The 24,994-nt window shown below is 63.5% G+C and carries 23 protein-coding genes and 1 riboswitch; of the genes, 18 read left to right on the forward strand and 5 right to left on the reverse strand.

All coding sequences use genetic code 11. The features are described 5' to 3' along the window. Nucleotides 1-38 precede the first annotated feature (38 nt). A riboswitch (cobalamin riboswitch) is annotated at nt 39-248 on the forward strand. 36 nt (nt 249-284) lie between these two features. The 3 genes from FGK63_RS00760 (at nt 285) to FGK63_RS00770 (ending at nt 1,699) form a co-directional block, all read left to right on the forward strand. Continuing rightward, a complete protein-coding gene (locus FGK63_RS00760; RefSeq protein WP_138839691.1) occupies nt 285-455 on the forward strand; it encodes a CbtB domain-containing protein in 171 nt (56 codons plus the stop codon). A gap of 4 nt (nt 456-459) precedes the next feature. Further along, on the forward strand, nt 460-1,152 hold the full coding sequence (locus FGK63_RS00765) for a CbtA family protein (RefSeq protein ID WP_138839692.1): 693 nt from the start codon (nt 460-462) through the stop codon (nt 1,150-1,152). Between the two features lie 64 nt (nt 1,153-1,216). Further along, nucleotides 1,217-1,699 (forward strand): hypothetical protein, encoded by a 483-nt coding sequence (locus FGK63_RS00770; protein WP_138839693.1) that lies wholly within the window; start codon nt 1,217-1,219, stop codon nt 1,697-1,699. Here FGK63_RS00770 and FGK63_RS00775 read toward each other — a convergent pair. Next, nucleotides 1,687-2,046: a DUF1636 family protein gene (locus tag FGK63_RS00775; RefSeq protein WP_246043881.1), complete on the reverse strand. Its 360-nt coding sequence runs from the start codon at nt 2,044-2,046 to the stop codon at nt 1,687-1,689. The genes FGK63_RS00770 and FGK63_RS00775 overlap by 13 nt on opposite strands. A gap of 148 nt (nt 2,047-2,194) precedes the next feature. On the opposite strand from FGK63_RS00775, the gene FGK63_RS00780 reads away from it, so the two are divergent. From FGK63_RS00780 to mdoH, 7 genes are all read left to right on the forward strand, one after another. After that, on the forward strand, nt 2,195-2,659 hold the full coding sequence (locus tag FGK63_RS00780) for a DUF302 domain-containing protein (RefSeq protein WP_138839694.1): 465 nt from the start codon (nt 2,195-2,197) through the stop codon (nt 2,657-2,659). Nucleotides 2,660-2,738: 79 nt separating this feature from the next. Then, nucleotides 2,739-4,358 (forward strand): thiamine pyrophosphate-binding protein, encoded by a 1,620-nt coding sequence (locus FGK63_RS00785; RefSeq protein ID WP_138839695.1) that lies wholly within the window; start codon nt 2,739-2,741, stop codon nt 4,356-4,358. After that, nucleotides 4,345-5,529, forward strand: coding sequence for a CaiB/BaiF CoA transferase family protein (locus FGK63_RS00790; protein ID WP_138839696.1), 1,185 nt, complete (start codon nt 4,345-4,347; stop codon nt 5,527-5,529). Before FGK63_RS00785 ends, FGK63_RS00790 begins: the two co-directional genes overlap by 14 nt. Nucleotides 5,530-5,709: 180 nt before the next feature. After that, complete coding sequence (locus tag FGK63_RS00795) at nt 5,710-7,077, forward strand: tetratricopeptide repeat protein (protein WP_138839697.1); 1,368 nt, start codon at nt 5,710-5,712, stop codon at nt 7,075-7,077. Between the two features lie 27 nt (nt 7,078-7,104). Further along, the gene (locus FGK63_RS00800) at nt 7,105-8,322 is read left to right on the forward strand and encodes an OpgC family protein (RefSeq protein WP_138839698.1); all 1,218 of its coding nucleotides are present in this window, start codon (nt 7,105-7,107) and stop codon (nt 8,320-8,322) included. Continuing rightward, a complete protein-coding gene (locus FGK63_RS00805; RefSeq protein WP_138839699.1) occupies nt 8,319-9,818 on the forward strand; it encodes an OpgD/OpgG family glucan biosynthesis protein in 1,500 nt (499 codons plus the stop codon). Before FGK63_RS00800 ends, FGK63_RS00805 begins: the two co-directional genes overlap by 4 nt. Further along, nucleotides 9,815-11,686 (forward strand): glucans biosynthesis glucosyltransferase MdoH, encoded by a 1,872-nt coding sequence (mdoH, locus tag FGK63_RS00810; protein WP_138839700.1) that lies wholly within the window; start codon nt 9,815-9,817, stop codon nt 11,684-11,686. The genes FGK63_RS00805 and mdoH overlap by 4 nt, the downstream gene beginning before the upstream one ends. On the opposite strand, the gene FGK63_RS00815 is transcribed toward mdoH, so the two are convergent. Together FGK63_RS00815 and FGK63_RS00820 are read right to left on the reverse strand one after the other, a co-directional pair. Next, the gene (locus FGK63_RS00815) at nt 11,687-12,502 is read right to left on the reverse strand and encodes a CE1 family esterase (protein WP_138839701.1); all 816 of its coding nucleotides are present in this window, start codon (nt 12,500-12,502) and stop codon (nt 11,687-11,689) included. It lies immediately after the preceding gene. Then, nucleotides 12,499-12,981 (reverse strand): rhodanese-like domain-containing protein, encoded by a 483-nt coding sequence (locus tag FGK63_RS00820; RefSeq protein ID WP_138839702.1) that lies wholly within the window; start codon nt 12,979-12,981, stop codon nt 12,499-12,501. Before FGK63_RS00820 ends, FGK63_RS00815 begins: the two co-directional genes overlap by 4 nt. A 233-nt stretch (nt 12,982-13,214) precedes the next feature. On the opposite strand from FGK63_RS00820, the gene FGK63_RS00825 reads away from it, so the two are divergent. Genes FGK63_RS00825 through selD form a run of 7 tightly spaced genes read left to right on the forward strand, consistent with a single transcriptional unit; the run spans nt 13,215 to nt 21,314 of the window. Then, complete coding sequence (locus FGK63_RS00825) at nt 13,215-16,091, forward strand: monovalent cation/H+ antiporter subunit A (RefSeq protein ID WP_138839703.1); 2,877 nt, start codon at nt 13,215-13,217, stop codon at nt 16,089-16,091. A gap of 1 nt (nt 16,092) precedes the next feature. Then, nucleotides 16,093-16,452 (forward strand): Na+/H+ antiporter subunit C, encoded by a 360-nt coding sequence (locus tag FGK63_RS00830; RefSeq protein ID WP_138839704.1) that lies wholly within the window; start codon nt 16,093-16,095, stop codon nt 16,450-16,452. Further along, nucleotides 16,449-17,996, forward strand: a complete 1,548-nt coding sequence (locus tag FGK63_RS00835) for a monovalent cation/H+ antiporter subunit D (RefSeq protein WP_138839705.1) — start codon at nt 16,449-16,451, stop codon at nt 17,994-17,996. Before FGK63_RS00830 ends, FGK63_RS00835 begins: the two co-directional genes overlap by 4 nt. After that, entirely contained in the window at nt 17,993-18,490 is a 498-nt protein-coding gene (locus tag FGK63_RS00840; RefSeq protein ID WP_138839706.1) for a Na+/H+ antiporter subunit E, read from the forward strand. Before FGK63_RS00835 ends, FGK63_RS00840 begins: the two co-directional genes overlap by 4 nt. Next, complete coding sequence (locus FGK63_RS00845; protein ID WP_138839707.1) at nt 18,487-18,756, forward strand: K+/H+ antiporter subunit F; 270 nt, start codon at nt 18,487-18,489, stop codon at nt 18,754-18,756. The genes FGK63_RS00840 and FGK63_RS00845 overlap by 4 nt, the downstream gene beginning before the upstream one ends. Nucleotides 18,757-18,763: 7 nt before the next feature. Continuing rightward, nucleotides 18,764-19,150, forward strand: coding sequence for a Na+/H+ antiporter subunit G (locus FGK63_RS00850; protein WP_138839708.1), 387 nt, complete (start codon nt 18,764-18,766; stop codon nt 19,148-19,150). A gap of 4 nt (nt 19,151-19,154) precedes the next feature. Next, nucleotides 19,155-21,314 (forward strand): selenide, water dikinase SelD, encoded by a 2,160-nt coding sequence (gene selD, locus FGK63_RS00855; protein ID WP_138839709.1) that lies wholly within the window; start codon nt 19,155-19,157, stop codon nt 21,312-21,314. On the opposite strand, the gene mnmH is transcribed toward selD, so the two are convergent. Beyond that, nucleotides 21,305-22,357: a tRNA 2-selenouridine(34) synthase MnmH gene (gene mnmH / locus FGK63_RS00860; protein WP_138839710.1), complete on the reverse strand. Its 1,053-nt coding sequence runs from the start codon at nt 22,355-22,357 to the stop codon at nt 21,305-21,307. The two genes, selD and mnmH, sit on opposite strands and share 10 nt — an antisense overlap. A gap of 65 nt (nt 22,358-22,422) precedes the next feature. Then, a complete protein-coding gene (locus tag FGK63_RS00865) occupies nt 22,423-23,088 on the reverse strand; it encodes an SOS response-associated peptidase (protein ID WP_138839711.1) in 666 nt (221 codons plus the stop codon). 72 nt (nt 23,089-23,160) lie between these two features. Between FGK63_RS00865 and FGK63_RS00870 the strand changes: the two genes are divergently transcribed. Further along, a complete protein-coding gene (locus FGK63_RS00870; RefSeq protein ID WP_218961083.1) occupies nt 23,161-24,966 on the forward strand; it encodes a tetratricopeptide repeat-containing sulfotransferase family protein in 1,806 nt (601 codons plus the stop codon). Nucleotides 24,967-24,994: the final 28 nt, after the last annotated feature.

The following is a 24,994-nucleotide window of genomic DNA, read 5'->3' on the forward strand; positions in this document are numbered from 1 at the left end:
AACGTCGCAAATGGCGATTGCGCCGAAGGGCGCATCGCGGCTAAATGAAAGGGTCTGGTCCTGCCGGAGCAATCCGGAGGCTAAGAGGGAATTTGGTGCGCCGCGCCCTGCGGTCAAGGCCAAAGCCGCCCCCGCGACTGTAAGCGGTGAGCCTCTGTTCAACCAGCCACTCCCGCCGCGTTCGGGGGGAAGGCGAACAGAGGCACTGACCCGCGAGCCAGGAGACCTGCCAGGCGAGGAACGAAACACCGGCCGTCGGGTGCGGCGGCTAAGGAGGACAAGAAATGACGACCAAAACTCTCAATGCATCCGTCGCCGGTTCGGCCATCCTGCCGGCGTTGTTTGCCGTGGTCTTGGGACTTGGGATCATCACGCTGGCCGGCCACGTTCAGGCGTCAGCCCTGCATGACGCCGCTCACGACGTGCGCCACGCGACCGGTTTCCCCTGCCACTAGGACCATGTTCAGTCGCATTCTGACCAGCGCGTTGTTCGCTGGTGCTGCAGCGGGGTTGATTACCGCCCTGCTGCAGCTTCTGTTCGTACAACCCGTTCTGCTTCATGCCGAACTGTACGAGTCCGGAGAACTGGTGCATTTCGGCGCCGAAGCCGTGTCGGCCCATCCCGAACTGCCGGGTTTCGACGCCATGCGCGACGGGCTGAGCATCGTCTTCACCATGCTGACCTATACCGGCTACGCGCTGGTGATGGTGGCGCTGATGTCCCTTGCCGAGCGCATGGGGCACGAGGTCAACGCGCGGGCGGGAATCCTGTGGGGGATCGCGGGTTTCATCACCTTCCACTTTGCCCCCGGTCTGTCGCTGGCCCCCGAAGTGCCGGGCGTCGCCGCAGCGGATATTGGCGCGCGCCAGATCTGGTGGACCGCGACCGTCGCAGCCGCCGGTGTCGCCATGTGGCTGATCGCCTTTGGCGGCAATATGGTGAGCTATCTGATCGCGGCGGCGTTGTTGATCGCTCCGCACGCGATCGGAGCACCTGAACCCGAAAGCTTCACGGGCCCGGTTCCGACCGAGATCGGCGCCTTGTTCGCCGCCCGCGCCTTTGGCGTCGGCTTGGCGGCCTGGGTGCTGCTGGGCGCGTTCGCGGGATATTTCTGGCAGACCGAACGCAAACACGCCGACGCCAAGGCCTGATCGGAGACCTGATTTGCCCGCCGGATCTGCGTCCGGCGGGCATTTCTGTTTCAAAGGAAAAAACATGTCCCGCTCACTCGCACTCTTCGCAATCGGGCTCGTCTTTGGCGGCGGCATCGGTTTCGTCACGGCTGCCGGAAATGGGGTGACCTTCGATGGGCACGATCATTCCGACCCGTCCCACCACGCCGGCGCCGGCGGACACGACCATTCGACGGTCATCAACCTGCCTGCCGGTCCCAATGCGCCCGGCGTCAAAATACAGCTCACGCAGGATCCGATGGCGGGATGGAACCTCCACGTGATGCCACGGAACTTCCGCTTTGCGCCGGAAAATGCTTCGACGGACGACAGGCCCGGCGAGGGCCACGCGCATGTCTACGTCAATGGAACCAAGCTGGCGCGGCTCTACGGCAACTGGATGCACATTGCCGATCTGCCCAAGGGCGAGGTCGAGGTCGCAGTGTCGCTGAACGCCAACGGCCACAGCCCTTTTGCGGTAGACAACGTGCCGGTCAGCGCCTCGCTGACGGTTCAGGTGGAGTGATATGCGGGCATCCGCGACCTGAGACAAAGTCGAAGCCGCCCGCAGGGCCGGGCGTCTTCGATCCAGCCCGAGGGACTTTCCAGGTAGGCTTTGCACGTCGCCGCGATGTCGGCGGCATCGGTAACAGGATCGATCCCTTCGAACACGTAGGACGCGAGGCCCGGTCCCTGCAATCCAAGTGCAACCGGCTGCGCGCAGGCGCTGAAACAAGCGTGTTCGGCCAGTTCGACCCTGCCCTGCAGTCCGGCCCGGGCCACCGCCTCGGCCACAGCCTGCCGCTCGGCAGCCCGGTCGCGCGAGCCGGAACAGCTGGTGCAGATCAGCAAGCGCATTCGTGGTTCGCCCATCCTCGGCCTTTCCATGGTTCCGGCCGTTTCTGCGGCTTTCGCGCATCAGGCGCAAGGGTCAACCGAGATCTCAAAGCACGGGATTGTGACGACGGCGCGACCGGAAATCTGGCATGAATTCCCGGGAAAACCATCCGGAGGCGGAACGATGAAACTTGTTTGCTCTGTCCTGTGTCTCGCGGCATTGCCTGCCTGGGCGGGCGATCTGCAACCCCGCGAGGGCTGGGCGGTATACCCGACCGGCAAGGCCTATGACGCCTTGGTCGCGGATGTCGTCGCTGCGGTCGCAGAGCATGGGCTGATCGTGGTCACTCAAGCGGGCCCGACCGAAGCCGCCGCATCTCGCGGCATCACCATCCCGGGCAACCGTGTCATCGGAGCTTTCAACAACGATTTTGCGGTCCGCGTGCTGAACCTTTCCACCGCCGCCTTGATCGAGGCGCCGATCAGGTTCTACGTTACCGAAAACGAGGACGGCACGGCGACGTTGTCCTACAAGACGCCAAGCCACGTCTTCGCGCCCTACTTGAACGAAGGCGGTGTCGCCCTGGTCGCGATATCCGGGGAACTGGACGGCAAGTTCCAGGCGATCGCGGAAACGGCCGCCAAATAGTCACACTGGCGTGATCCGGCTTGCGTCCGCCCGTCGCCTCCGCAATCTGCGACAAAGCGACTCGGACGGAGCTTGAACGATGCAGGACACGATGCCTCGCGCTGCGGACCTTCTGGCGCGGCGCCTCTACGAGGCGGGGTGCCGCCATGCCTTCGGAATGCCGGGCGGCGAAGTTCTGACGCTGGTCGATGCGCTCGAACAGGCGGGCATCGCCTTTCACCTTGCAAAGCACGAAAACGCGGCCGGTTTCATGGCCGAGGGCGTTCATCACCGCGACGGGGCGCCCGCCATACTGGTGGCGACGCTGGGCCCGGGCGCGATGAACGGGATCAACGTGGTCGCCAACGCCTTTCAGGACCGGGTGCCGATGATCGTGCTGACCGGCTGCGTCGATGCGGACGAGGCGTTGACCTACACGCATCAGGTTATGGATCACGCGCAAGTCTATCGTTCGATCACCAAGGGCACGTTCCGGCTGACGCCTGACGGCGCGGACGTCATTGCCGACAAGGCGGTCTCGCTTGCGACGCAGCCACGTCCCGGCCCGGTGCATGTCGATGTTCCGATCTCGGTCGCGGACACGCGCGTCGCGGCACCGAAGCCGCGCCGATTGGTCCCTGCCGCCCCGAACGCCCCCCAGGGCGCGGGTCTTGAACTGGCGCGCCGCTGGTTGGCCGAGGCCGAGCGGCCCTTCGCCATAGTCGGGCTGGATGTGCTGTACGACGGATCGACGTCAGTCCTGCGCGCCTTCCTGGACCATTTCGGCATTCCGTTCGTGACGACCTACAAGGCCAAGGGCGTCGTCCCCGAGGATCATCCGCTTTGCCTCGGCGGAGCCGGGTTGTCGCCATTGGCCGACAAGCACCTGCTGCCGCTGGTGGAAAAAGCGGACCTCATCCTCTGCCTCGGCTACGACCCGATCGAGATGCGTACCGGTTGGCGCGAGGTTTGGGACCCGGACCGCCAGCGCGTCATCGACATCGCGGCGGTGGCAAACAATCACTACATGCACCAGGCCGGACTGAACTTCGTTTCCGACACCGGCGCGACACTCGAGGCGCTAGCCAAAGGCATTCTGGCGCGGGAGACCTGGAAAGGGGGCGAACCGCAAACGGTGAAAGATGCGCTGTCGCGGGCCTTTCCATCCGACGACGATTGGGGGCCTGCAGCGGTGATCGCCGAGACGCGCAAGGCGATGCCCGCGAACACGTTGGCAACGGCGGATAGCGGCGCACACCGCATCCTCCTATCGCAAATGTGGCAATGTTCCGAACCGCGCGGGCTGATCCAGTCAACGGCGCTCTGCACGATGGGTTGCGCGGTGCCGATGGCGATCGGGCTGAAGCTGGCCGAACCCGACCGCCCGGTGATCAGCTTTTCCGGCGATGCAGGGTTCCTCATGGTGGCGGGCGAGCTGTCGACCGCCGGCGAGATGGGCGGCAACCCGATCTTTCTGGTCTTCGTCGATGCCAGCCTCGCGCTCATCGAACTGAAACAACGCGGGCGGCAAATGGCGAACAAGGGTGTCGACTTCGGCCGCCACGACTTTGCCGCTATAGCCCGTGCCTTTGGTGGCCACGGGCACACGGTCCGCAACCGTACCGAATTGCACGCGGCGCTGCAGGAGGCGATGCAGGCCGACACCTTCACCGTGATCGCCGCCGAGATTGAACGAGGAGGCTATGATGGCCGCATCTGAAGGACCACTGAAAGGCGTCAAGGTTCTGGACCTGACCCGCATCCTTGCCGGACCGACGTGCACGCAGTTGCTGGGCGATCTGGGAGCCAGCGTGATCAAGATCGAAAACCCGGCGACCGGCGGCGATGACACGCGCCAATGGGGTCCGCCCTATGTCAGGGATGCCGACGGCAACCGCTCGGACCTCAGCGCCTATTTCATGGCGGCGAACCGGAACAAGCGATCGGTGGCCGTGGACATCGCGTCGCCCGAGGGGCAGGCGACGATCCGGGCGCTGGCGGCGCAGGCGGATATCCTTGTCGAGAATTTCAAGCCTGGAGGGCTGTCAAAATACGGTCTCGACTACGAGACCCTGTCGCGTGACCTGCCGCAACTCGTCTATTGCTCGGTATCCGGTTACGGGCAGACCGGGCCAAATGCGTCCAAGCCGGGTTACGACCTGATGGCGCAGGGTTACGGCGGGATCATGTCCTTGACGGGCGAGCCGGACGGCGCGCCGATGAAGGTGGGCGTGGGCGTCGCCGACGTCATGTGCGGGATGTATGCAGCGGTCGGCATTCTGGCGGCGCTGCGCCACAGGGATCTGACGGGCGACGGCCAGCAAATCGACGTTTCACTGGTGGACACGCAGGTGGCCTGGCTGATCAACGAGGGCGTGAACTACCTGACTTCGGGACAGGTTCCGCAGCGGCGCGGAAACGGGCATCCGAATATCGTGCCCTATGACGTCTATCAGACCTCAGATGGTCACGTCATCCTGGCGGTCGGCAACGACAGTCAGTTTCGGCGGCTGTGCGGGTTTCTCGGCCTGGACGAAGTGCCCGGAGATCCCCGTTTCACGACCAACCCGGCCCGGCTGGAAAACCGCGACGCGCTCAACGCCATGCTGCGGCCGGCTTTGCAGGCAAGACAGATGCGGGACGTGATCGCGGGCCTCGAGGCGCTGAAAGTGCCGGTCGGGCCGGTACAGACGCTGGACCAGGTATTCGACACGGATCAGGTGGCGGCGCGCCAGATGCAAATTTCGATGCAAGCCGCCCCGGGACAGGTGCAGCTGATCGGAAATCCGCTGAAATTCACGCGCACTCCGGTCACCTATCGCCATGCGCCGCCCACCTTTGGCGCCGATACCGAAACCGTTCTGAGCGCGGAAGATCCCTTCGAGGAATGAAACACCGGCTCCCCGCAAGCGGGGAGTCGCTGAAAAGTGCTTGTTAAACCGGCGGTTTTCTTCGCGTTCGTGCACACGGGCTTTCACCAATTCGCGAGCGGCGTCGATCCCTGTGCGGCACTCCAATATGGTCTGCTATGGGAATGATAGCCTTAACACGCAGATGGATTGGACCTTGGCATGAAGCAAGACGTTTTTGGACAGATGAACAGCCTGACCCGCGCGGACAGCATCGAGGCGTGGAATGGCGTTCTGCTGGGCTTCATGGCGCACGCGGCGGTTACCCCGCAGCATCTGGGGAAAGTCCTGGAACTGGAACCCGATTTTGCGCTGGGCCACGCCACCAAGGGGCTGTTCATGCTGCTGCTGGGCCGCCGAGAATTGCACCCGGTGGCGGCAGATGCATTGAAAACCGCCGATGCGGCGATGGCCAAACAGCCGGTTTCCCTCCGCGAGAGGCACTACGCCGAGGCTTTGCGTCACTGGCTTGCCGGCAACCCGAGCCTTGCCGTGCAGGAATTCGAGGCCGTTTTGCGGGACCATCCGCAGGATTCGCTGGCGATGAAACTCAGCCACGCCACGCGCTTTGTCCTGGGCGATTGCGCCGGTATGCGGCGTTCGATCGAGCGGGTGATCCCGGCTTATGAGCCGGACCACCCGGGCCGGGGCTACCTGCTGGGCTGCCACGCCTTCGCGCTGGAGGAGACGGGTGCCTACGAAAAGGCCGAGATCGCCGGGCGCCAGGCGCTCTGGATGGTGTCGGACGATGCCTGGGGCCTGCACGCGGTCGCGCATGTGCATGACATGACGGGAAACGCCAAACAGGGGCTCGACTGGCTCGCCGGACGCGAGGCCGCCTGGTCGCACTGCAACAACTTCCGCTATCACGTCTGGTGGCACAAGGCGCTGATGCATCTCGATCTTGGCCAGATCGACCAGGTTCTGGACCTGTACGATTCCGAGATCCGCAAGGACCGGACCGACGATTACCGCGACATCTCGAACGCGACCTCGCTGCTCATGCGTCTTCAGTTGGAGGGCGTGCATGTGGGCGACCGCTGGCAGGAATTGGCCGATCTGAGCGCGGCGCGGACGGAGGATGGCTGCCTGATTTTCGCCGACCTACATTATTTGCTTGCATTGTGTGGGGAAAACAGATCAGAGGCGATTTCGAAATTGATGCAGCGAATCCATAGAGATGCAAAGCTGTCCGACAATGACACGACCCGCCGCATGTCCGACCCCGGGGTCGAGGCCGCATTGGGCCTCGAAGCCTTCGGCGACGCCCAATACGGGCGCGCCTTTGACCACCTGTGCGCCGCGCGTGGTTCGTTGCAACGGGCCGGCGGTTCGCACGCGCAGCGCGACGTGTTCGAACGTATCACGATCGACGCGGGGCTTCGCGCGGGCAGGCTGGATGCGGTCGAGCGGATACTGGACGACCGCCGCGCAAAACGCTCGGGAGAGGACAATTTCGCCCTCGCCCGCCGCGCCCTGATCGACGCGGCACGTGGCGGACAAGACGCAAAAAGCGTTCCCGCCGAATAACTTAGGACAATGAAGGACAAAGAACGCATGGCGACGATTTCGCCCGCTACTGATTTTGCTCCGGTCGCGGCCCGTTCCGCGAGCCCTGCCCGCACGCGCGACCCGCGGCTGGATTTCTATCGCGGCATCGCGATGTTCATCATCCTTGTCGCCCACATTCCGAACAACCCCTGGGCGAACTGGATTCCGGCCCGTTTCGGTTTTTCCGACGCCGCGGAAATCTTCGTCTTCTGTTCCGGCATGGCCTCGGCCATCGCCTTTGGCGGCGCGTTCGAACGGGCAGGCTGGTGGATGGGCACCGCGCGCGTGGTATTTCGCATCTGGCAGGTGTACTGGGCGCATATCTGTCTGTTCCTGTTCGTCGCCATGTCCCTTGCCGCCATCGATCTGACGGGGCGGTATGACGGGAGTTATGTCGAGGCGCTGAACCTTCAGCATTTCTTCAACGATCCGATGCCGCAGCTCGTGGGGCTGTTCACCCTCACGTATGTGCCGAACTATTTCGACATCCTGCCGATGTACCTGGTGGTTCTGGCCCTCATGCCGCTGATGATGGCCCTGTCGCGGATCGGTTTCTGGGCCGCCGCGGCCGCTTCGGTCGGCATCTGGCTGGTGGCGCAGACCGGCGTACTGGCCCTTCCTGCCGAGCCCTGGTCCGATAGGCAGTGGTTCTTCAACCCGTTCGCATGGCAGTTGCTGTTCTTCACCGGTTTCGCCTTCATGCGCGGCTGGATCCCGGCGCCGCCGGTATCCAGGACGCTGATCTGGACCTGTGCGCTGTTCCTGGTGCTCTCCGCCCCGTTCGGATCCTGGAAAGTCCTGACATGGGTCGACGCCTGGAACAGCAATGTCGCGGAAGCGATCTTCAAGACCTGGCCTTTCAGCGCGGATATGCGGGACAAGACCGAGTTCGGCCTGCTGCGCTACATGCACTTCCTGTCGCTCGCCTATCTGGGCTGGGTCGTGGCTGGTGAAAAGGGCTCGCGCCTCGTCAGCGAAGGTGAGGGCGTCGGCTCGCAGATCTGGAGCTTCGTGCTGGCCGTGATCACCAAGGTCGGCCAGCAATCTCTGGCAGTGTTCGTATTTTCCATGGCGGCCGCGCAACTTATCGGCTTTGCCATGGACCAGACAGGGCGGAATCCCGCCAATGTACTCCTCTTCAACCTGGTCGGGTTTGCCTTGATCACCGCGGTTGCTTATCTAGCCGGGTGGTTCAAGTCGCATCCGTGGAAGTCCAAGAAATGAACCTTACACGCCGCGCCTTTCTTGCCTCAACTTCAGCCATCGCGCTGGTTCCCGCCGCCTATGCGACGGATGGGGGTACGCCCTTCGATCGCGAACACGTCATCGCCGAGGCCCGCGATCTCGCAAGCCGCGACTATGCCGAGCGCCCGACCATTCCGCAGGAGTGGCGCGACCTGACCTACGAGCAGTACCGCTCCATCCGGTTCCGGATTGAAAAAGGATACTGGTACGGGACCGAGACGCCCTTCAGCGTCGATTTCTTTCCCCCCGGCCTCTATTTCCCGCGCGCGGTCAAGGTCTTCGCGGTCGAGAACGGCATGGCCAACCCGGTCGCGTTCGATCTGTCGATGTTCGACAAGTCTGCCGACGTGCCCCCCCTGCCGGTGGACGAAACTCTTGGCTTTTCCGGGCTGCGGCTGCGCACCGAGATGCACCGCCCCGGCCTGACGGACGAATTCTGCGTGTTCCAGGGCGCCAGCTATTTCCGTGCCATCGGTCTGAACGAGGTCTACGGCCTGTCCGCCCGTGGCCTGGCGCTGAAGACCGGCGACCCGGATGGCGAGGAGTTCCCCGAGTTCATCCGCTTCTGGCTGGAGCGCCCCGCGCCCGGCCAGCGCAACATGATCGTTCACGCACTGATGGACAGCCCCAGCGTCACCGGCGCCTACCGGTTCGACATCACGCCCGGCGCGGATTGCGTGATGGAGGTCGAGGCCACGCTGTTCCCGCGACAGGATCTTGACCATGTGGGCGTCGGCCCGCTGACCTCGATGTTCCTCTACGACCGTACCAACCGCCACCGGTTCGACGATTTCCGCCCGGCCGTGCATGACAGCGATGGCCTGATGATCACCAACGGCTCGGGAGAGGTAATCTGGCGTCCATTGGCCAACCCGAAACAGCTGCAGATCTCGTCATTCGTGGATTCTAACCCGCGCGGTTTCGGTCTGATGCAGCGGTCGCGGGAGTTCTCGGATTTCGCCGATCTCGAGGCGTCCTATCACAAGCGCCCCTGCCTGTGGGTCGAACCCAAAGGAGACTGGGGCAACGGAACTGTCGCACTGGTGGAAATCCCCGCGGATCAGGAGATCTACGACAACATCGTCGCTTATTGGCGTCCGTTGGAACCTTATGCCGAAGGCAGCCGGGTAGACCTGTCCTATCGTCTGACCTGGGGCGAGGAGCCTGCGCGCACGGCCATGCCCCGTGTCATCGAAACGGCCATGGGCAAGAAGACCTTCGGCACCGGGCGCGAGGTCGTGATCGACTTTGAAGCAAGCGAGTTGTTCGACGAACCGGACGCGCTGACCATCGTGACGCAATCGCCGCATGTGGAGATTTCGCCCGGTGTGCTGCAGCACAACCCCGACACCGGCGGTCTGCGCCTTGCCTTTTCCTTCGACCCCGGCGAGCGGGACCATGTCGAGCTTCGCGCCCAGTTGCGCAAGGGCGATCTGCCCGCGTCCGAAGTCTGGCTCTACCGGTGGACCGCATGACCCGCGACCTGCACATCATGCCGCCCGAGGCGCCGCTGCCGATGCCCGAACAGGACTTCGGCCGCGCATTCCGGGACGATCGCGCACCGAAAGACCAGCCGGTCCGGTCCGTGGGGCTATGGCGCGCCCTCGCCTTCTCGCCCGCCATGGCGGCGACACTGGGTCTGCTCTGGGTGATGCAGGATTGGTTCTCGGGAGAGGGTTTCAGCATCATCGAGGCTGTTCTTCTGGCCCTGATCGCGTTCAACTTCTTCTGGATTGCCTTCACCGTCAGCACCGTTCTGCTGGGCATGATCTCGCTTTCGCGGCAGGACAAACCCGAACGTCAAGTCCGCCCGCAACCGCTGCGCGTGGCGCTGGTGATGCCGGTCTACAACGAAGTGCCATGGTTTGTTCTGGGCAATGCCCGGTCGATGCTCGAAGAACTGCGCGCGCGCGGCGGACAGCATCATTATGCCATGTTCATCCTCTCGGATACCCGCGACGATACGATCGCTGCGCAGGAACAATCCAGCATCGAGGCGCTGCGCACGACGCTGGCGCCCGGGCTGGAACTCTACTACCGCCGCCGGGAGCAGAATACCGACCGCAAGGTGGGCAACATCGCCGACTGGGTGAGCCGCTGGGGCGGCGCCTGGGACGCGATGCTGGTTCTGGACGCCGACAGCCTGATGACCGGTCGCGCCATCGCCCGGCTCACCGATGCGCTGGCCCGCGATCCGGGAGCTGGCCTGATCCAGAGTTTTCCGCAACTGATCGGCGCCCAATCCGTTTTTGCCCGGATGCAGCAATTCGCCAACGGCGTCTACGGCGTCGCCTTTGCCGAAGGACTTTCGCGTTGGTGCGGTCAGGAAGGCAACTATTGGGGTCACAACGCCATCATCCGCACCGCGGCCTTCGCCAGCTGCGCCGGCCTGCCCAAGCTGCGCTCGCTGACCGGCGGCGAGAAACTGATCATGAGCCATGATTTCGTCGAGGCCGGCCTGCTGCGCCGCGCCGGCTGGTCCGTGCGTTTCCTGCCACGCATCCGCGGCTCGTACGAAGAGACACCGCCCACCCTGATCGACCATATCCTGCGCGATCGGCGCTGGTGCCAGGGCAACCTGCAGCATCTGAAACTGCTGGGTTCCCGCGGGTTCCGCTCGATCTCGCGTTTCCACATGTTCCACGGGGCGGTGGGCTACCTGATGTCACCGCTGTGGTTCGCGCTTCTGGTGATGTGGGCGCTGATCGGCCAAGGCAAGGACGCTTCGGTGCTGCATTACTTCAGCCCGGACAACCCGCTTTTCCCGCAATGGCCCCAGATGTCGGAAGGCCGGCATGTCCTGGTCATTCTGGTGATGTATGCCATGCTGTTGGCGCCCAAGCTGTTGGGCATTGCCGCCCTGCCGCTGAGCGGCGCGCGATATGCGGATTTCGGCGGCGGCCTGCGGTTCGCCCTGTCTTTCCTGTCCGAAGTGATCCTGTCGGTCCTCTACGCGCCCATCCTGATGGTGCAGCAGATGATCGCGGTGTTTCGCACCGCTTTGGGCCTGCAAAAGGGCTGGTCCCCACAGGCCCGCGACGGCGGCCGCTACAGCCTGACGACGCTGCTGATCTGCCATGCGCTTGAAACCGTCAGCGGGCTCGCCCTCAGCGCCGGGATTCTCGCGGGGCTGGTTTCCGTCTGGCTGGCGCCGATTGCGGTGAGCCTGGCGCTCGCCGTGCCGCTCTCCGCGCTCAGCGGTGTGTCGGCAGGCATGGCGCGCAGGCTTCTGGGCATGCGGGAGGAATACCGCGAACCCGCGATCACCCGCGCGGCGCGGCGTTATCGCGACGAGCTTCGGGCGCTGGTCGAAGGCAAGGGCACCATGACCCCTGCCGAGTGATCAGCCGCCCGGCAGGCCCTCGTACCAATCCACGAACATGTCGGCCCACCCCTCGGGGATGCCGTGACCGCCTGGAAACAGGGCAAGTTCCAGCGCGCTGCCTTCGGCGCAGCGCGTCCATTTCCGGCGCATGAACTGGCCCGTTTCGCTGAAGGCGTCGGGAATGTTGTCCACGCAGCCATTGGCCCCACGCCAGATTTCCAGCCCCGTAAAGATGTCGCCCTGCTGGAATTGCCCCCCGCCCAGATACCGCCCTTCCAAAGGCACCACGGCGTCGGTCCAGCCATGTGTGTGAAACAGCCTTACGGGCCCGGCACAACTGTCCGGATGCGGGCGCCAGAAGCCACCGGATACCGGGGCATAGGCCGAAAACGCATCCGGGGTCGCACAGGCCAGGTAATTGACCATGAAGCCGCCCGCCGAAAACCCGCTGAGCACGACGCGGTCGGCATCAATTCCGAAACGCTTGTACGCATCTTCTACCACCGAGGTCAGAAACCGTGTCTCATCCCGTCCCTGACCGCCAGGGTAGAAATTCCAGCTGCGTCGTCCGTTTTCCTCCATGCCCTCGGGGGCCAGCACCGCATAGCCGCGGACCAGCAGGCCATCGACCAAGGCGCGGTTCTTCATGACGTTGGATGCGCTGCCGCCGTAACCGTGCAGGAAGATCACGAGGGGCGGGTTGTTCCGCTGCGGCAACTCGATGTGGTAGGCCCCTGTGGCGATCTGGCACGTCGCTGGTTCAGCGCCACAGGCCGCCCGTGCGGCCTCGCCCACAAGCCCAACGCAAAGGGCCAGCCAGAGTTTCCGGATCATCCCGCAACTCCGTCGTAATCCCGCACCGGCAAACCGGCCTTGACCCAGCCTGGCCCGGCGCGCGATCCCAGCATACCCTCGGGAACGTCCACGATATTGGCAAACCCGGCCTCGGCCAGCTCCAGGCTCAGCCGCGCGGAACGCACACCGCGCGCGCAGATCAGCGCAATCGCCCGGTTCCGATCCGGCCCCGCCGCATCGACCATGGCCTGCACGAAGTCCGCCCGCCGCATGTCGATGGGATGCGCGCCCTCGCCAATGCCGGTCGCCCGCCATTCCTGGGGCGTGCGGATGTCGATCAAAACGAGGTCTCCGGCCACGGCCCCTTCATGCGCGTCCTGAACGCTCAGGCTGCCCCCGTCATAGGCGGGCGGCGTCAGGCGGTATTCGCGAATGGCCAGGAACGTCACGAACGCCACGCCGCCTATCAAAAGGGCGCGGCGCGGCAAGAAACCGGAAAACCCACCGTCGCTTGTCATACAGCCTCCATTCGCACGAGCGTTTGCGTTTCATAGCACGGGATAGTGTCGGATTCTGCGTTCGCGGCCAGTGCGTTCGATCAAGTTCACGTCAACAGACCCGCTGCCGGATCGGGCGGCATCCACGCAACCCATAGCATCTAGAAAGCGACGCCGGGGTTTCAACGGCTGGACAGTCAGGAAAATTTCCTTACTGAATCAGCACTAATTTGCGCAAAGACCGGAGTTAGCAGGTGTCCCTATTCCTCATCGCGGCCCTACCCTTTCTCGGGGCGGTCTTCCCCGCCCTGCTGATCCGAGCCGGACGCAATGCGGCAGCTTCGAGCGCGGGACTGACCAGTTTTCTGGCCCTGGTCGGCCTGCTGGTGCACATCCCGGCGGTCATGCGGGGCGAGTTGGTGACCGCCCATTTCGACTGGATTCCCGGGCTTGGCCTGAATGCGCATTTCATGCTCGACGGGCTTGGCCTGCTGTTCGCTTCGCTTATTCTGGGGATCGGCCTGCTGATCATTCTCTATGCGCGCTTCTACCTGTCGCGCGAAGATCCGATGGGACAGTTCTTTTCCTATCTTCTGCTGTTCCAGGGCGCGATGGTCGGGATCGTCCTGAGCGACAACATATTGCTGCTGATCGTTTTCTGGGAACTGACGTCGCTCAGTTCGTTCCTGCTGATCGGCTATTGGAAACACCTGCCCGAAGGCCGGCAGGGCGCGCGCATGGCGCTGGCCGTCACGGGCTCGGGCGGGCTCGCCATGATTGCGGGCATGCTGATATTGGGCAACATCGTCGGATCCTTTGACCTGAGCGTGATCCTGCAGAACAAGGAGGCGATCCAGTCCTCGCCCTATTACCTGCCGGCACTGATCCTGATCCTGCTCGGCTGCTTCACGAAATCGGCGCAGTTCCCCTTTCACTTCTGGTTGCCGCACGCCATGGCGGCCCCGACGCCGGTTTCCGCCTACCTGCACTCGGCAACGATGGTGAAGGCGGGAATTTTCCTGATGGCGCGGATGTGGCCGGTGCTGTCTGGAACGCCGGAATGGTTCTACATCGTCGCCACCACGGGCCTTGTCACCATGGTGATCGCCGCGGTGATCGCGCTGATGAAAGACGACCTGAAGGCCATGCTGGCGTTTTCGACGGTGTCGCATCTGGGCCTGATCACCATGCTTCTCGGCTTTGGCACCGAAATCGCCGCAGTCACGGCAGTGTTCCACATCATCAACCACGCCACTTTCAAGGCGGCCCTCTTCATGACCGCTGGCATCGTCGATCACGAGGCACATACGCGCGACATCAAGCGCTTGGGCGGATTGCGGCACCTGATGCCGCTGACCTTCACGATCGGCACGATTGCGGCGCTTTCCATGGCAGGGATTCCGCCGTTCAACGGATTTCTCAGCAAGGAGATGATGCTGGAAGAGACCGTGCACACGGTCTGGAACCATTCGCACTACCTGGTGCCGGGCCTCGCGCTGCTGGCGGCCATCTTCTCGGCCGCCTATTCGTTCCGGTTCATCTCGCATGTCTTCCTGGGCCCGCAGCGCGACGACTATCCGACGACGCCGCACGATCCCGGCCCCGGCATGTGGCTGTCGCCAGCGTTTCTGGTGGTACTGGTGGTCGCCATCGGCCTGTTCTCGAAGGCGATTGTCGGCCCGCTCGTCGCAATTGCTTCAAGTGCAGTCATCGGCAGCGAGGAACTGCCCTACTATTCGCTGAAACTCTGGCACGGCTTCACGCCCGCGCTCTACATGTCGATCGTCGCGGTGATCGGCGGCTTGGTGCTGCTGGGCCTGCACGGCCACCTGGAGCGGGTCTGGAACGCCATACCGCGCCCCGAAGCGAAGTCGATATTCGATATGGTGATCGGCGCGCTGACCGCCGTCAGCCGCTGGTTCACCGACAGCGTGCATAACGGCGTCATCAGCCGCTACGCGATCATCTTCGTGGCGTTCACCGTCGGTCTGGGATATTACGCCTATTCGACCGGCACCATCGGCGTCCCGACCCGCGTACCGCTGCCCGCGCCGATCATTCCCATCATCGGTTGGGTCTGCCTGGTCGGAGCCACGCTCGCCATCATGCATTTCCACCGCAACCGCCTGTTGTCGCTGGTTCTGATCGGAGTCGTAGGGCTGATCGTGTCGATGTCCTTCAACTACCTGTCGGCGCCGGACCTGGCGCTGACGCAAATCTCGGTCGAAGCGGTGACGATGGTTCTGCTGCTGTTGTCGCTGAATTTCATGCCGACCGAAACGCCCTGGGACAGCCCCGCGCGTCGGCGCTGGCGGGACGCGGCGATCTCGGTCGTGGCCGGGCTTGGAACCGGCGGGCTCATCTATGCGCTGATGATGCGCGATTTCGCATTTCCCACGATCTCCGAGTTCCACCTGGCCAATTCCTACAAGGGCGGCGGCGGCACCAATGTGGTCAACGTCATCCTGGTGGATTTCCGGGGCTTCGACACATTTGGCGAGATCATCGTCCTGGGCATCGCTGCGCTGGTGATCTTTTCCCTTACCGAGGGCGTACTGGCCACCAAGGTGCGCGCCTATCTGTTGAACCGTAAACCGCACTGGCCGCAGTCGGGCGACGCGCACCCGCTGATGATGGTCGTCGTCACCCGCGTGATGATGCCCATCGCGCTGATGGTCGGCGCCTACATCTTTTTCCGCGGCCACAACCAGCCGGGCGGCGGCTTCATCGCCGGCCTGATCGTGGCGATCGCCTTCCTGATGCAGTACATGGCCAGCGGCTTTACCTGGGCGGCCGAGCGTCAGCGGTTCTACTACCACGCCACGATCGGATGGGGTGTCCTGATCGCCGCCGCAACGGGGCTGGGCGCGTGGTTCAACGACATGCCATTCCTGACCAGCGACTACGGCTACATTACCTGGCCGCCGCTCGAAGAATTCGAGTGGGCTACAGCGATGCTGTTCGATACCGGCGTGTTCCTGGCGGTTCTCGGCGCTGTGATGCTGGCGCTGGAAAGCCTGAGCCGCTTTGCATGGCAGCCGGGCATGGTGTCGGAACACGCGATGGACATCAATCCGCAACGGGACGATCCGGTGATCGTCGATCACTCGCAGGCAAAGGAAGGAGCCTGACATGGAAGCGCTTCTCGCATCCGCCGTCGGCGTCCTGACGGCAGCCGGCATCTTTCTGATCCTGCGCCGCCGGACCTTTCCGGTGATCCTCGGCCTTTCGTTGCTGACCTACGCGGTCAACGTCTTTCTGTTCGCCACCGGCAGGCTTGCGCTGAACGCGCCGCCGGTTCTGAACAAGTACGAGGAGGTGGCCTATACCGATCCGTTGCCGCAGGCGCTGGTGCTGACCGCAATCGTGATCTCCTTCGGGATGACCGCCGTTATCGTGATGATCGCGCTCAGCGCCTATCTCTCGACCAAGAACGATCATATCGACATGACCGCCCAGGACAATGTGGACGAGGCAGGAGAAGACGCATGAACCACTGGATCGTCGCGCCGATCGTCCTGCCCGCGATCCTGGCGCCCTTCATCATCATGGTGCTGCGCTATCATCTGGACCTGCAGCGCATCTTTTCCGTGGCCGGAACGGTCGGTCTTTTGGGCATTGCCCTGACCCTGACGGCCCAGGCTTCGACCGGAGAGATCCAGACCTACGAACTTGGAAACTGGCGCGCGCCTTTCGGCATCGTTCTGGTGCTGGACCGCATGTCGGCGATGATGGTGCTGTTGACCGCGGTGCTGGCCCTGCCGGTCGTGCTCTACGCGATCGGTTCCGGCTGGGACGAGCGCGGCAGGCATTTCCATCCTCTGTTCCAGTTCCAATTGATGGGCGTGGCCGGGGCCTTCCTGACCGGTGATGCATTCAACCTCTTCGTCTTTTTCGAAGTGCTTCTCATCGCCTCCTACGGCCTGATGACGCATGGCGGCGGCGCGGTGCGCCTGAAGGCCGGCGTTCAGTATGTCGCGTACAACCTTCTGGGCTCAACGCTGTTCCTGTTCGCGCTCGGCACGCTTTACGGTGTGACCGGCACGCTCAACATGGCCGATCTGGCGGTGCGCGTGGCCGAAATGCCGGCCGAAGACACCGCACTGCTGCGCGTCGGCGCTGTTCTTCTGTTGCTGGTGTTCTGTGTCAAGGCTGCTGTTCTGCCGCTGCATTTCTGGCTGCCGGCCAGCTATGCCAACGCCCCGCTGCCCGTCGCAGCTCTCTTCGCCATCATGACCAAGGTCGGATCCTATTCCATTCTTCGGATCTACACACTGGTATTCGGGCCCGACGTGGCGGCCACTTCTGGCCTGGTCGGGGATTGGCTGCTTCCCGCGGCTTTGCTGACGCTGGCGGTCGGCACGATCGGCATTCTCGGCGCTCAGCACATCGCGCGGTTGGTCGCCTTTGGCGTAATCGGTTCGATGGGCACGTTGCTGATCGCCGTGTCGCTTTTCAATGCAGAAGCAACGGCCGCCGCCCTGTACTACACGGTCCATTCCACCTTTGCCGCAGCCCTGCTGTTCCTCACGGCCGATCTTGTTATCAGCCGTCAGGGCGGAGCGATCACGGACAAGACGCCCATGGCACAGACCGGTCTGATCTCGTGCCTCTTTTTCGCCGGCGCCATCGCGCTTGCCGGGATGCCGCCTCTATCCGGGTTCATCGGGAAACTCCTGGTTCTCGACGCTTCTCGAAGCAATCCGGACTATCCGCTGATCTGGGCAGTGATCCTGATCAGTTCCCTGGTGACCATCGTCGGCCTTGCCCGCGCAGGTTCTCTGATTTTCTGGAAAAGCCACGAAACCAGGCACAATCCCGAACTGGAGCCCGGCAACAAGGACGAAGAGGTCGCAAAGCCCGCGCCCGAACCCGACGCGGGCCTCGCCTTTTCCGCCGTCTTCGGCGTGCTGGCCGGGCTGGCGATGCTGACGCTTTTTGCAGGCCCGGCGTTGGAGTATACCAGAAGCACCGCCAAACAGCTTTTCTCGCCCGCAGGCTATATCGAGGCGGTTCTCAAGGGGGATCAGGAATGAAGCTGCTGCGCCGGATCTTTCCGCACCCGCATCTGACCATTCTGCTGACGCTGGTGTGGTTGCTGCTCGCCAACAAGCCCTCGCTGAACTCGCTGCTCTTCGGCCTGCTGTTGGGCATCGTGATTCCCTTCATTACCCAGCCCTACTGGCCGGACCGCCCCAAGCTGCGCAACTGGCCGATGGTTGTGGAATACATCCTGGTCGTGCTGTGGGACATCGTTTTGGCAAATATCGCCGTTGCGCGGATCATCCTGTTCAAGCGCGACGAGGACCGGGAACCGAACTGGGTTTCCATTCCGCTGGAATTGCGCACGCCCGAGGCGATCACGGTTCTGGCCGGCACCATCACCATGACGCCCGGCACCGTTAGTTGCGACCTGTCCGCGCAGGGGCACAACCTGCTGGTCCATTGCCTCGACGCGCCCGACCCTGACGCGGTGCGGGACCAGATCAAAAGCCGCTACGAACGCCGCCTGAAGGAGATTTTCGAATGATCACCTATGCGCTTTATTTCACCTTCGCCTGTTTCGGCGCGGCGGTCCTCATGTGCCTGTGGCGGATCATCAGCGCCGACAGGGTCGCCACGCGGGTTCTGGCGCTTGACACGATGGTCATCAACACCATTGCGTTGATGATCCTCTATGGCCTGACCTTGGGAACGGAGATCTTCTTTGAGGCGGCGATGATCATCGCAATGCTCGGCTTCGTTTCCACCGTGGCCTATGCGCGTTTCATGCTGCGCGGCAACATCATCGAGTGAGGCGGCCATGCATTCCCTTTTCGAACTCCTGATCGCATTCTTCCTGATCGTCTCGGGTATCTTCGGTTTCGTCGGATCCTACGGAATGCTCAAACTCAAGGACCCGATGTCGCGCCTTCACGCGCCGACCAAGGCCACCACGCTGGGCGTCGGCGGCGTGCTGCTGGCGTCGATCTTCCACTCGATCCTGATCGAACGACACCTGTCTCTGCACGAACTGCTGATCACGCTGTTCCTGTTCCTGACGGCGCCGATCACGGCGCTGTTCATTGCCAAATGGCACATCAACCGCCATGAAACACCCGCAGACCTGCCTGACGCCGGCGAAGACGGGCTTTGGGCCACTCATGCGGTTCCGCAGGACGAAGAAAAACCGGACCAGACGACGAACTGACGACATGCACACTCCTCCCCTGCCCCTGACCCGCGATCTGGTCCTGATCGGCGGGGGACATTCCCACGCGCTGGTGCTGCGAAAATGGGGCATGAACCCCTTGCCCGGCGCGCGTCTCACCGTGATCAATCCCGGCCCGACGGCGCCCTATTCCGGAATGCTGCCGGGATTCGTGGCCGGCCACTATCAGCGCGAGGACCTGGACATCGACCTCGTGAAACTGGCGCGTTTTGCCAGCGCGCGTGTGATCTTGGGCGAGGTTCGGGGGATCGACCTGGACCGGCGCGAGGTTCTTGTTCCGGGCCGTCCGCCGGTGAGATTCGACGTGGCCTCGGTAAATGTGGGCATCACCTCGGACATGCCCGCCCTGCCCGGCTTTGCCGATCATGCAGTGTCGGCCAAGCCGCTCGGCCCGTTCGCGGCGCGGTGGGCCCGGTATCTGGCGGGCGAAGGCCCGGCCTCGGTCGCGGTGATCGGCGGCGGCGTCGCAGGCGCCGAACTGGTGATGGCAATGGCCCACGCGCTGCGCAACCGGGGCCGACCTGCCCGGGTTACGTTGATCGACAATGCGATGGTCCTGTCCGCCATCGGAGCAAAGGCGGCCGCCTCGGTGCGACGCGCCCTGGCCACGCTGGGCATCGATCTGATCGAAAAAGCGCCGATCGCTCGGATCGGGGCAGGACACCTGATGCTGGAAGACGGACGAGAGATCGAAGCCGAGTTCGTCACCGGCGCTGCTGGCGCGCGGCCCTATGACTGGACCGCGAAAACGGGGCTGCAACATCAGGACGGCTACATCGCCGTGAACGGATATCTCCAATCCAGCGATCCGGCGGTCTTTGCCGCCGGAGACTGCGCGCATCTGACCGACAATCCCCGCCCCAAGGCGGGAGTCTATGCGGTTCGCGAGGCACCGATTTTGTACCACAACCTCCGCGCCGCCTTGGGCGCTGGAAGGATGCGCCGCTACGTGCCGCAGAAGGACTATCTGAAACTCGTGTCCTTGGGCGGCAAAAACGCTCTGGCGGAACGGTTCGGAACCGCGCTCAGCGGGCCGTTGATGTGGAAGTGGAAGGACCATATCGACCAGAAATTCATGAACAGGTTCCGCGACCTGCCCAGCATGGAAACACCCGCCTTGCCGCGCCAACGCGCAGCGGGCCTGCCCGAAGCGTTGGGCGACAAGCCGATGTGTGGGGGCTGTGGCGCCAAGGTCGGTCGCGGCGCGCTCAGGGCGGCGCTGGCGGCCCTGCCCGGACCGGACCGCGCCGACATCACACCTTTGCCCGGGGATGACGCGGCCTTGGTGACCACCGGCGGCACGCGGCAGGTGATGACTTCGGACCATCTGCGCAGCCTGACGAACGATCCGGTCCTGATGACCCGCATCGCCGCCATTCACGCGCTTGGCGACATCTGGGCCATGGGCGCGCGGCCGCAGGCGGCCACCGCCACGCTGATCCTGCCGCGCCTGTCACCAGCAATGCAACAGCGCACGATGGCCGAGATCATGGCCGCTGCGACCGAGGTCATGCGCGCGGCCGGGGCCGAGATCGTAGGTGGACACAGTTCGATGGGCGATGAGTTGACCATCGGTTTCACCCTCACCGGGTTATGCGAGAACAACCCAATCACCCTCGCTGGCGGACGGCCCGGCGACGCGCTGATCCTGACCAAGCCGCTGGGCAGCGGCGTTCTGATGGCGGCTGAAATGGCCGGCAAGGCCAAGGGCGGGTGGGTTGCCGCCGCCTATGACCTGATGACCCTTCCACAGGGCGGCGCGGCGCAGATCCTGCGCTGCGCGCATACCATGACGGACGTCACCGGCTTTGGCCTAGCCGGGCACCTGCAAGGCATGTGCGAAGCGTCGGGTTGCGGCGCTGTCTTGGAGCTCGACGCGGTTCCGCTGATGCAGGGCGCGCTGGAACTGTCGGAAAATGGCGTCCGGTCCACAATCTTTGCAGACAACCGCGCCTTGGCGCCGGAGCTTCCGACCGGCGGCAAGGCGGACCTGCTTTTCGACCCGCAGACTGCGGGCGGCCTGCTGGCCGCTGTTCCGTCGGATCAGGCAAACCGGCTGATGAACGAACTGCAGGACGCAGGCCATACCGCCGCGATCATCGGCCGCTTGACGGATACGAAAAGTCTGAACCTTCAGATCTGAGACACGATGCTTTCGATCTTTGCTGCCGCAGCTTGCAATCCCTGGGCATCGAGCGTTTCTGCGGTAACCTTTGCGACTGCGTCCGCCCCGTGGCTTTTTCGGGATTTCAGGTAAGCCGGGTCATAGTGCTGTTCCATCAGGGTTCGGGTCAGCCCTAGTTTGTCGCCACCCTCGATCAAGGCGAACCAGCCGTCCACGACCTCGTGACCCCGGTGGAGGCGCAGCGGATCCAGCCTTTCCTTCAGCCGCTGGGAATCCGAGAGAATGTCTTTGTAGGCTGCGGTCAGATAGGCCGTTCGCGCCTCCAGCGGTGCCGCCACTTCGATCCTGGGTGCGGCACGCAGCGCGGTCCACAGACTGGGCGGCAGGATCCGCTCGCCGATTTTCGAGGATTCGGCTTCGACCACGACCGGCCGCGTCGGGTCCAAGTCGCAGAACCCGGCCGCAAGCGCGGATTCGAACGCCTTCTGGCTGGGCTGCCCGCCAGGCATCGTTCCCAGCAGCGACCCGCGGTGGTTGGCCAACGCCTCAAGATCCACCACCTGAACGCCCCTCGCCGCGAGCAGCGACAGAAGCTCCGTCTTGGCGGTTCCGGTGTATCCGTCCAGCGCCACCAGGCGGTGCGGCAGCGGATCGTCGTAGAGATAGCGATTGACCAGACGGCGATAGGTTCGATATCCACCCTCAACCACATCGGCGCGCCAACCGATCTGCTGAAGCATCCAGGTGAACGAACCTGACCTCTGACCGCCCCGCCAGCAATAGACCAGAGGGCGCCAGCCGCCATCGTGGTGGCTGAGATGCCGTTCGATGTGGTTGGCGGCATTGCGGAACACCAGCGCCGCACCCAGCTTGCGGGCGAGAAAAGGGCTCTGCTGCACATAGATCGTGCCGACCCGCGCCCTCTCCTCGTTGTCCAGCACCGGCAGGTTGATCGCACCGGGCAAGCGATCCTCGGCGAACTCGGCGGGACTGCGCACGTCGATCACGGTGTCGAAACCATGGGCGTAGAGTTCGGGCAGAGTGGCGAATTTCAGCGGCATGGGTTCGGTCTATCGCGCTGAATGACGAAGGAAAAGAGGCGACGCACCCAGCGGGCCGCTTGTGGTCACGAAGGCAAAGGCTCGATCAGGTCCGGCCCGCTGGCCCGGTTCGAGTTGACCGCCGTACCTACCCTGTGGAAATCGAGAACGTCCTGGTCGCCCGGGCGCATAAGCGTGGCCGCCCCCTTGCCTTCCTCACCCAACCAAAGGGGCCAGTCATGAGGTTCAAGGATCAGCGGCATCCTGTGGTGGATCGCGCTCATCCGTTGGTTGGCTTGCGTCGTCACGACCGCGCAGGTGCTTTGACGGGCTTGCTCAGTGCCCCAGTCCTGCCAGACAGCGGCAAAGGCGATTGCCCCGCCATCCTGTCGAAATATGTACCACGGCAGGCGTTCGTCGCTGTCCGACTTGGTCCACTCGTAGAAACCCGAGGCCACGACCAGGCACCGCCTTTCACGGCAGGCGGCACGGAAGGCGGGTTTTTCCGCGATGGTTTCGGCCCTGGCATTGATCAAAAGCGGCCCCGCGTTTTCGGCCTTGTACCAATGCGGCAGGAACCCCCATCGCATCTGGACAAGGCGGCGCCCGGTATCGCCGTTTCGGACCACATGAACCTGATTGGTCGGGCAGACATTGTAGTTGGGCACCTGAGGCAGGGCGTTCGCCGGCTGCGCGGAAAACAGCTGCGCCATGGCGTCGCTGGGCAGGGTTATCGCAAACCGTCCACACATGCCTGTCGGCCTCGATCATTCAAAAAACCAGCACCGAGTATCGCCACGAAGTGGCGGCCCCGCAAGCCGGTCTTGCCTTCGGTCGGCTGCGGCCGCATATTCCTGAAGATCAGATCAAAACGAACTTTTCGAATGCACGAGCTTCTTGCGAAAAAAGCCATTGATGCGATCAACGCGGGACAGTTCAGAACCGCCCAGAAACATGCGCTGCGCGGGATCAAGCAATATCCCAATCGGCCCGAATTCTCCAACTTCGCTGGCGTCGCAGCCGGTGCGCTCGGCAAGTCGAAAGAGGCAGTGGCGCATTTCCAGACCGCCGTGAAGACCGCGCCAGCCTATGCCGACGCGCGCCGAAATCTTGCGCAGACGCTGATCTTGATGAACCGGCCTGAACCCGCGCTTGCGCAGCTCGACACCTTGCTCGAGGCAAATTCGAAAGATGCCGCGGCCAGCTATCTCAGAGCGCAGGCTTTACTGGCGATGGGGAACACCCGATCGGCGCTGGAGCAGATCGATGATCTGATCCGAAGCGGTATTCGCCGGCCACGTGAGTTGTCGATGCGGGCGCGGATCCGGTCGGCGCTCGGCGACGAGTCGGGCGCGTTGAGTGATCTCGAGGCGGTTCTGTCCATCGACCCGGACCACGTCGATACCCTTGTGGCGATCTCGCAACCACTTGCCCGTGCCGGCCACGTTGGCGAAGCCGAATCTGCGGTTCGCAGGGCGGTCGCACTGTCGCCGGGCAACCTGGATGCACAGTTGCGGCTTGCCGCGCATCAGGAAGAGACCGGTCAGACCGAGGCCGCCGCCGCAACCTGCCTGTCCGTTCTCGATCAGAGTCCCGGCCAACCCTTCGCCCTGGAACAACTTGCACGCCTGAAGGGGGCCGAGCAGAAGGACAGGATTCTGGCCGAAGCGCGGAAAGCTCTCAAGACGGCGGCCGAACCCAGTATCCAGCGCGCCAGCCTGCATTTTGCCTTGGCCAGCCTGGCAAAAGCTTCCGCGGATCCATCGGACTTTGCGCGCAATCTGGAAAAGGCCAATGCCAACATGGCGGCGTTCCATCACTACAATTCCGACTACGAAGAAAACCTGACCAACAGGCTGATTGCGCGTTTCCCGCTGGGAACTCAGGTCTCCGCCGGACCATCAGGCTCAGAGCCCAGACCGATCTTCGTGGTCGGATTGCCCCGTTCGGGAACAACCCTCACCGAACTCGTGCTGGCAGGGAACCCCGAAGTGTGGCCGCTAGGTGAACTCGGCACGGCAGGGCGTATCGCAGCGCCCATCATCGACAGGAATCTGCCGTTCGAGGAAGAAGAGCGCGCGGCCTTTGCCAGCGCCTATGTCGCGGATCTGACCCTCGAATCGCGACAGGCGCGCGCGCGGGTAGACAAGATGCCCGAGAATTACCGGGTGTTGGGCTTTCTGGTCACTGCCCTGCCCGATTGCCGCATCGTCAGCCTGCGCCGAGACCCGCGCGACCTGGCGCTGTCGCTATGGCAGGCGCATTTTTCGGGCAGTGCTCTGTCCTATGCCTATGACTTTCAAGCCATGAGTCATCGATTCAACCAATACGCCCGCCTGATGAATCATTGGAAAACTGTGTTTGGCGACTGGATCATGGAAGTACGCTACGAAGACCTTGTCCGGGAAACCGAGCAGACCAGCCGCCGGCTCGCCGCCTTCTGTGGCCTGGACTGGTCGGAAGCGATGGCGCGACCTCACGCGTCTGCAGGAACGGTTCTGACGCTCAGCGCATCCCAGGTTCGCCAACCGGTCCACGCCCGTTCAGTTGGCGGGTGGAAACGACACCGGGAAATGCTTGCGCCTTTCATCGACGGCCTGGACAAGTCCCTCTGGCCGGGACTGGATTGACGAAGCCGGTACGATAGGCTGCATCCTT

This window comes from Ruegeria sediminis (genome assembly GCF_005938215.1).
In the GTDB taxonomy this organism is placed as follows: Bacteria; Pseudomonadota; Alphaproteobacteria; order Rhodobacterales; family Rhodobacteraceae; genus Ruegeria; species Ruegeria sediminis.

Excerpts from the sequence above, each read along its gene's own strand:
- FGK63_RS00760 (WP_138839691.1), top strand. The coding sequence starts at position 285 with ATGACGACCAAAACTCTCAATGCATCCGTCGCCGGTTCGGCCATCCTG.
- FGK63_RS00765 (WP_138839692.1), top strand. The coding sequence starts at position 460 with ATGTTCAGTCGCATTCTGACCAGCGCGTTGTTCGCTGGTGCTGCAGCG.
- FGK63_RS00770 (WP_138839693.1), top strand. The coding sequence starts at position 1,217 with ATGTCCCGCTCACTCGCACTCTTCGCAATCGGGCTCGTCTTTGGCGGC.
- FGK63_RS00775 (WP_246043881.1), bottom strand. The coding sequence starts at position 2,046 with ATGGGCGAACCACGAATGCGCTTGCTGATCTGCACCAGCTGTTCCGGC.
- FGK63_RS00780 (WP_138839694.1), top strand. The coding sequence starts at position 2,195 with ATGAAACTTGTTTGCTCTGTCCTGTGTCTCGCGGCATTGCCTGCCTGG.
- FGK63_RS00785 (WP_138839695.1), top strand. The coding sequence starts at position 2,739 with ATGCAGGACACGATGCCTCGCGCTGCGGACCTTCTGGCGCGGCGCCTC.
- FGK63_RS00790 (WP_138839696.1), top strand. The coding sequence starts at position 4,345 with ATGGCCGCATCTGAAGGACCACTGAAAGGCGTCAAGGTTCTGGACCTG.
- FGK63_RS00795 (WP_138839697.1), top strand. The coding sequence starts at position 5,710 with ATGAAGCAAGACGTTTTTGGACAGATGAACAGCCTGACCCGCGCGGAC.
- FGK63_RS00800 (WP_138839698.1), top strand. The coding sequence starts at position 7,105 with ATGGCGACGATTTCGCCCGCTACTGATTTTGCTCCGGTCGCGGCCCGT.
- FGK63_RS00805 (WP_138839699.1), top strand. The coding sequence starts at position 8,319 with ATGAACCTTACACGCCGCGCCTTTCTTGCCTCAACTTCAGCCATCGCG.
- mdoH (WP_138839700.1), top strand. The coding sequence starts at position 9,815 with ATGACCCGCGACCTGCACATCATGCCGCCCGAGGCGCCGCTGCCGATG.
- FGK63_RS00815 (WP_138839701.1), bottom strand. The coding sequence starts at position 12,502 with ATGATCCGGAAACTCTGGCTGGCCCTTTGCGTTGGGCTTGTGGGCGAG.
- FGK63_RS00820 (WP_138839702.1), bottom strand. The coding sequence starts at position 12,981 with ATGACAAGCGACGGTGGGTTTTCCGGTTTCTTGCCGCGCCGCGCCCTT.
- FGK63_RS00830 (WP_138839704.1), top strand. The coding sequence starts at position 16,093 with ATGGAAGCGCTTCTCGCATCCGCCGTCGGCGTCCTGACGGCAGCCGGC.
- FGK63_RS00835 (WP_138839705.1), top strand. The coding sequence starts at position 16,449 with ATGAACCACTGGATCGTCGCGCCGATCGTCCTGCCCGCGATCCTGGCG.
- FGK63_RS00840 (WP_138839706.1), top strand. The coding sequence starts at position 17,993 with ATGAAGCTGCTGCGCCGGATCTTTCCGCACCCGCATCTGACCATTCTG.
- FGK63_RS00845 (WP_138839707.1), top strand. The coding sequence starts at position 18,487 with ATGATCACCTATGCGCTTTATTTCACCTTCGCCTGTTTCGGCGCGGCG.
- FGK63_RS00850 (WP_138839708.1), top strand. The coding sequence starts at position 18,764 with ATGCATTCCCTTTTCGAACTCCTGATCGCATTCTTCCTGATCGTCTCG.
- selD (WP_138839709.1), top strand. The coding sequence starts at position 19,155 with ATGCACACTCCTCCCCTGCCCCTGACCCGCGATCTGGTCCTGATCGGC.
- mnmH (WP_138839710.1), bottom strand. The coding sequence starts at position 22,357 with ATGCCGCTGAAATTCGCCACTCTGCCCGAACTCTACGCCCATGGTTTC.
- FGK63_RS00865 (WP_138839711.1), bottom strand. The coding sequence starts at position 23,088 with ATGTGTGGACGGTTTGCGATAACCCTGCCCAGCGACGCCATGGCGCAG.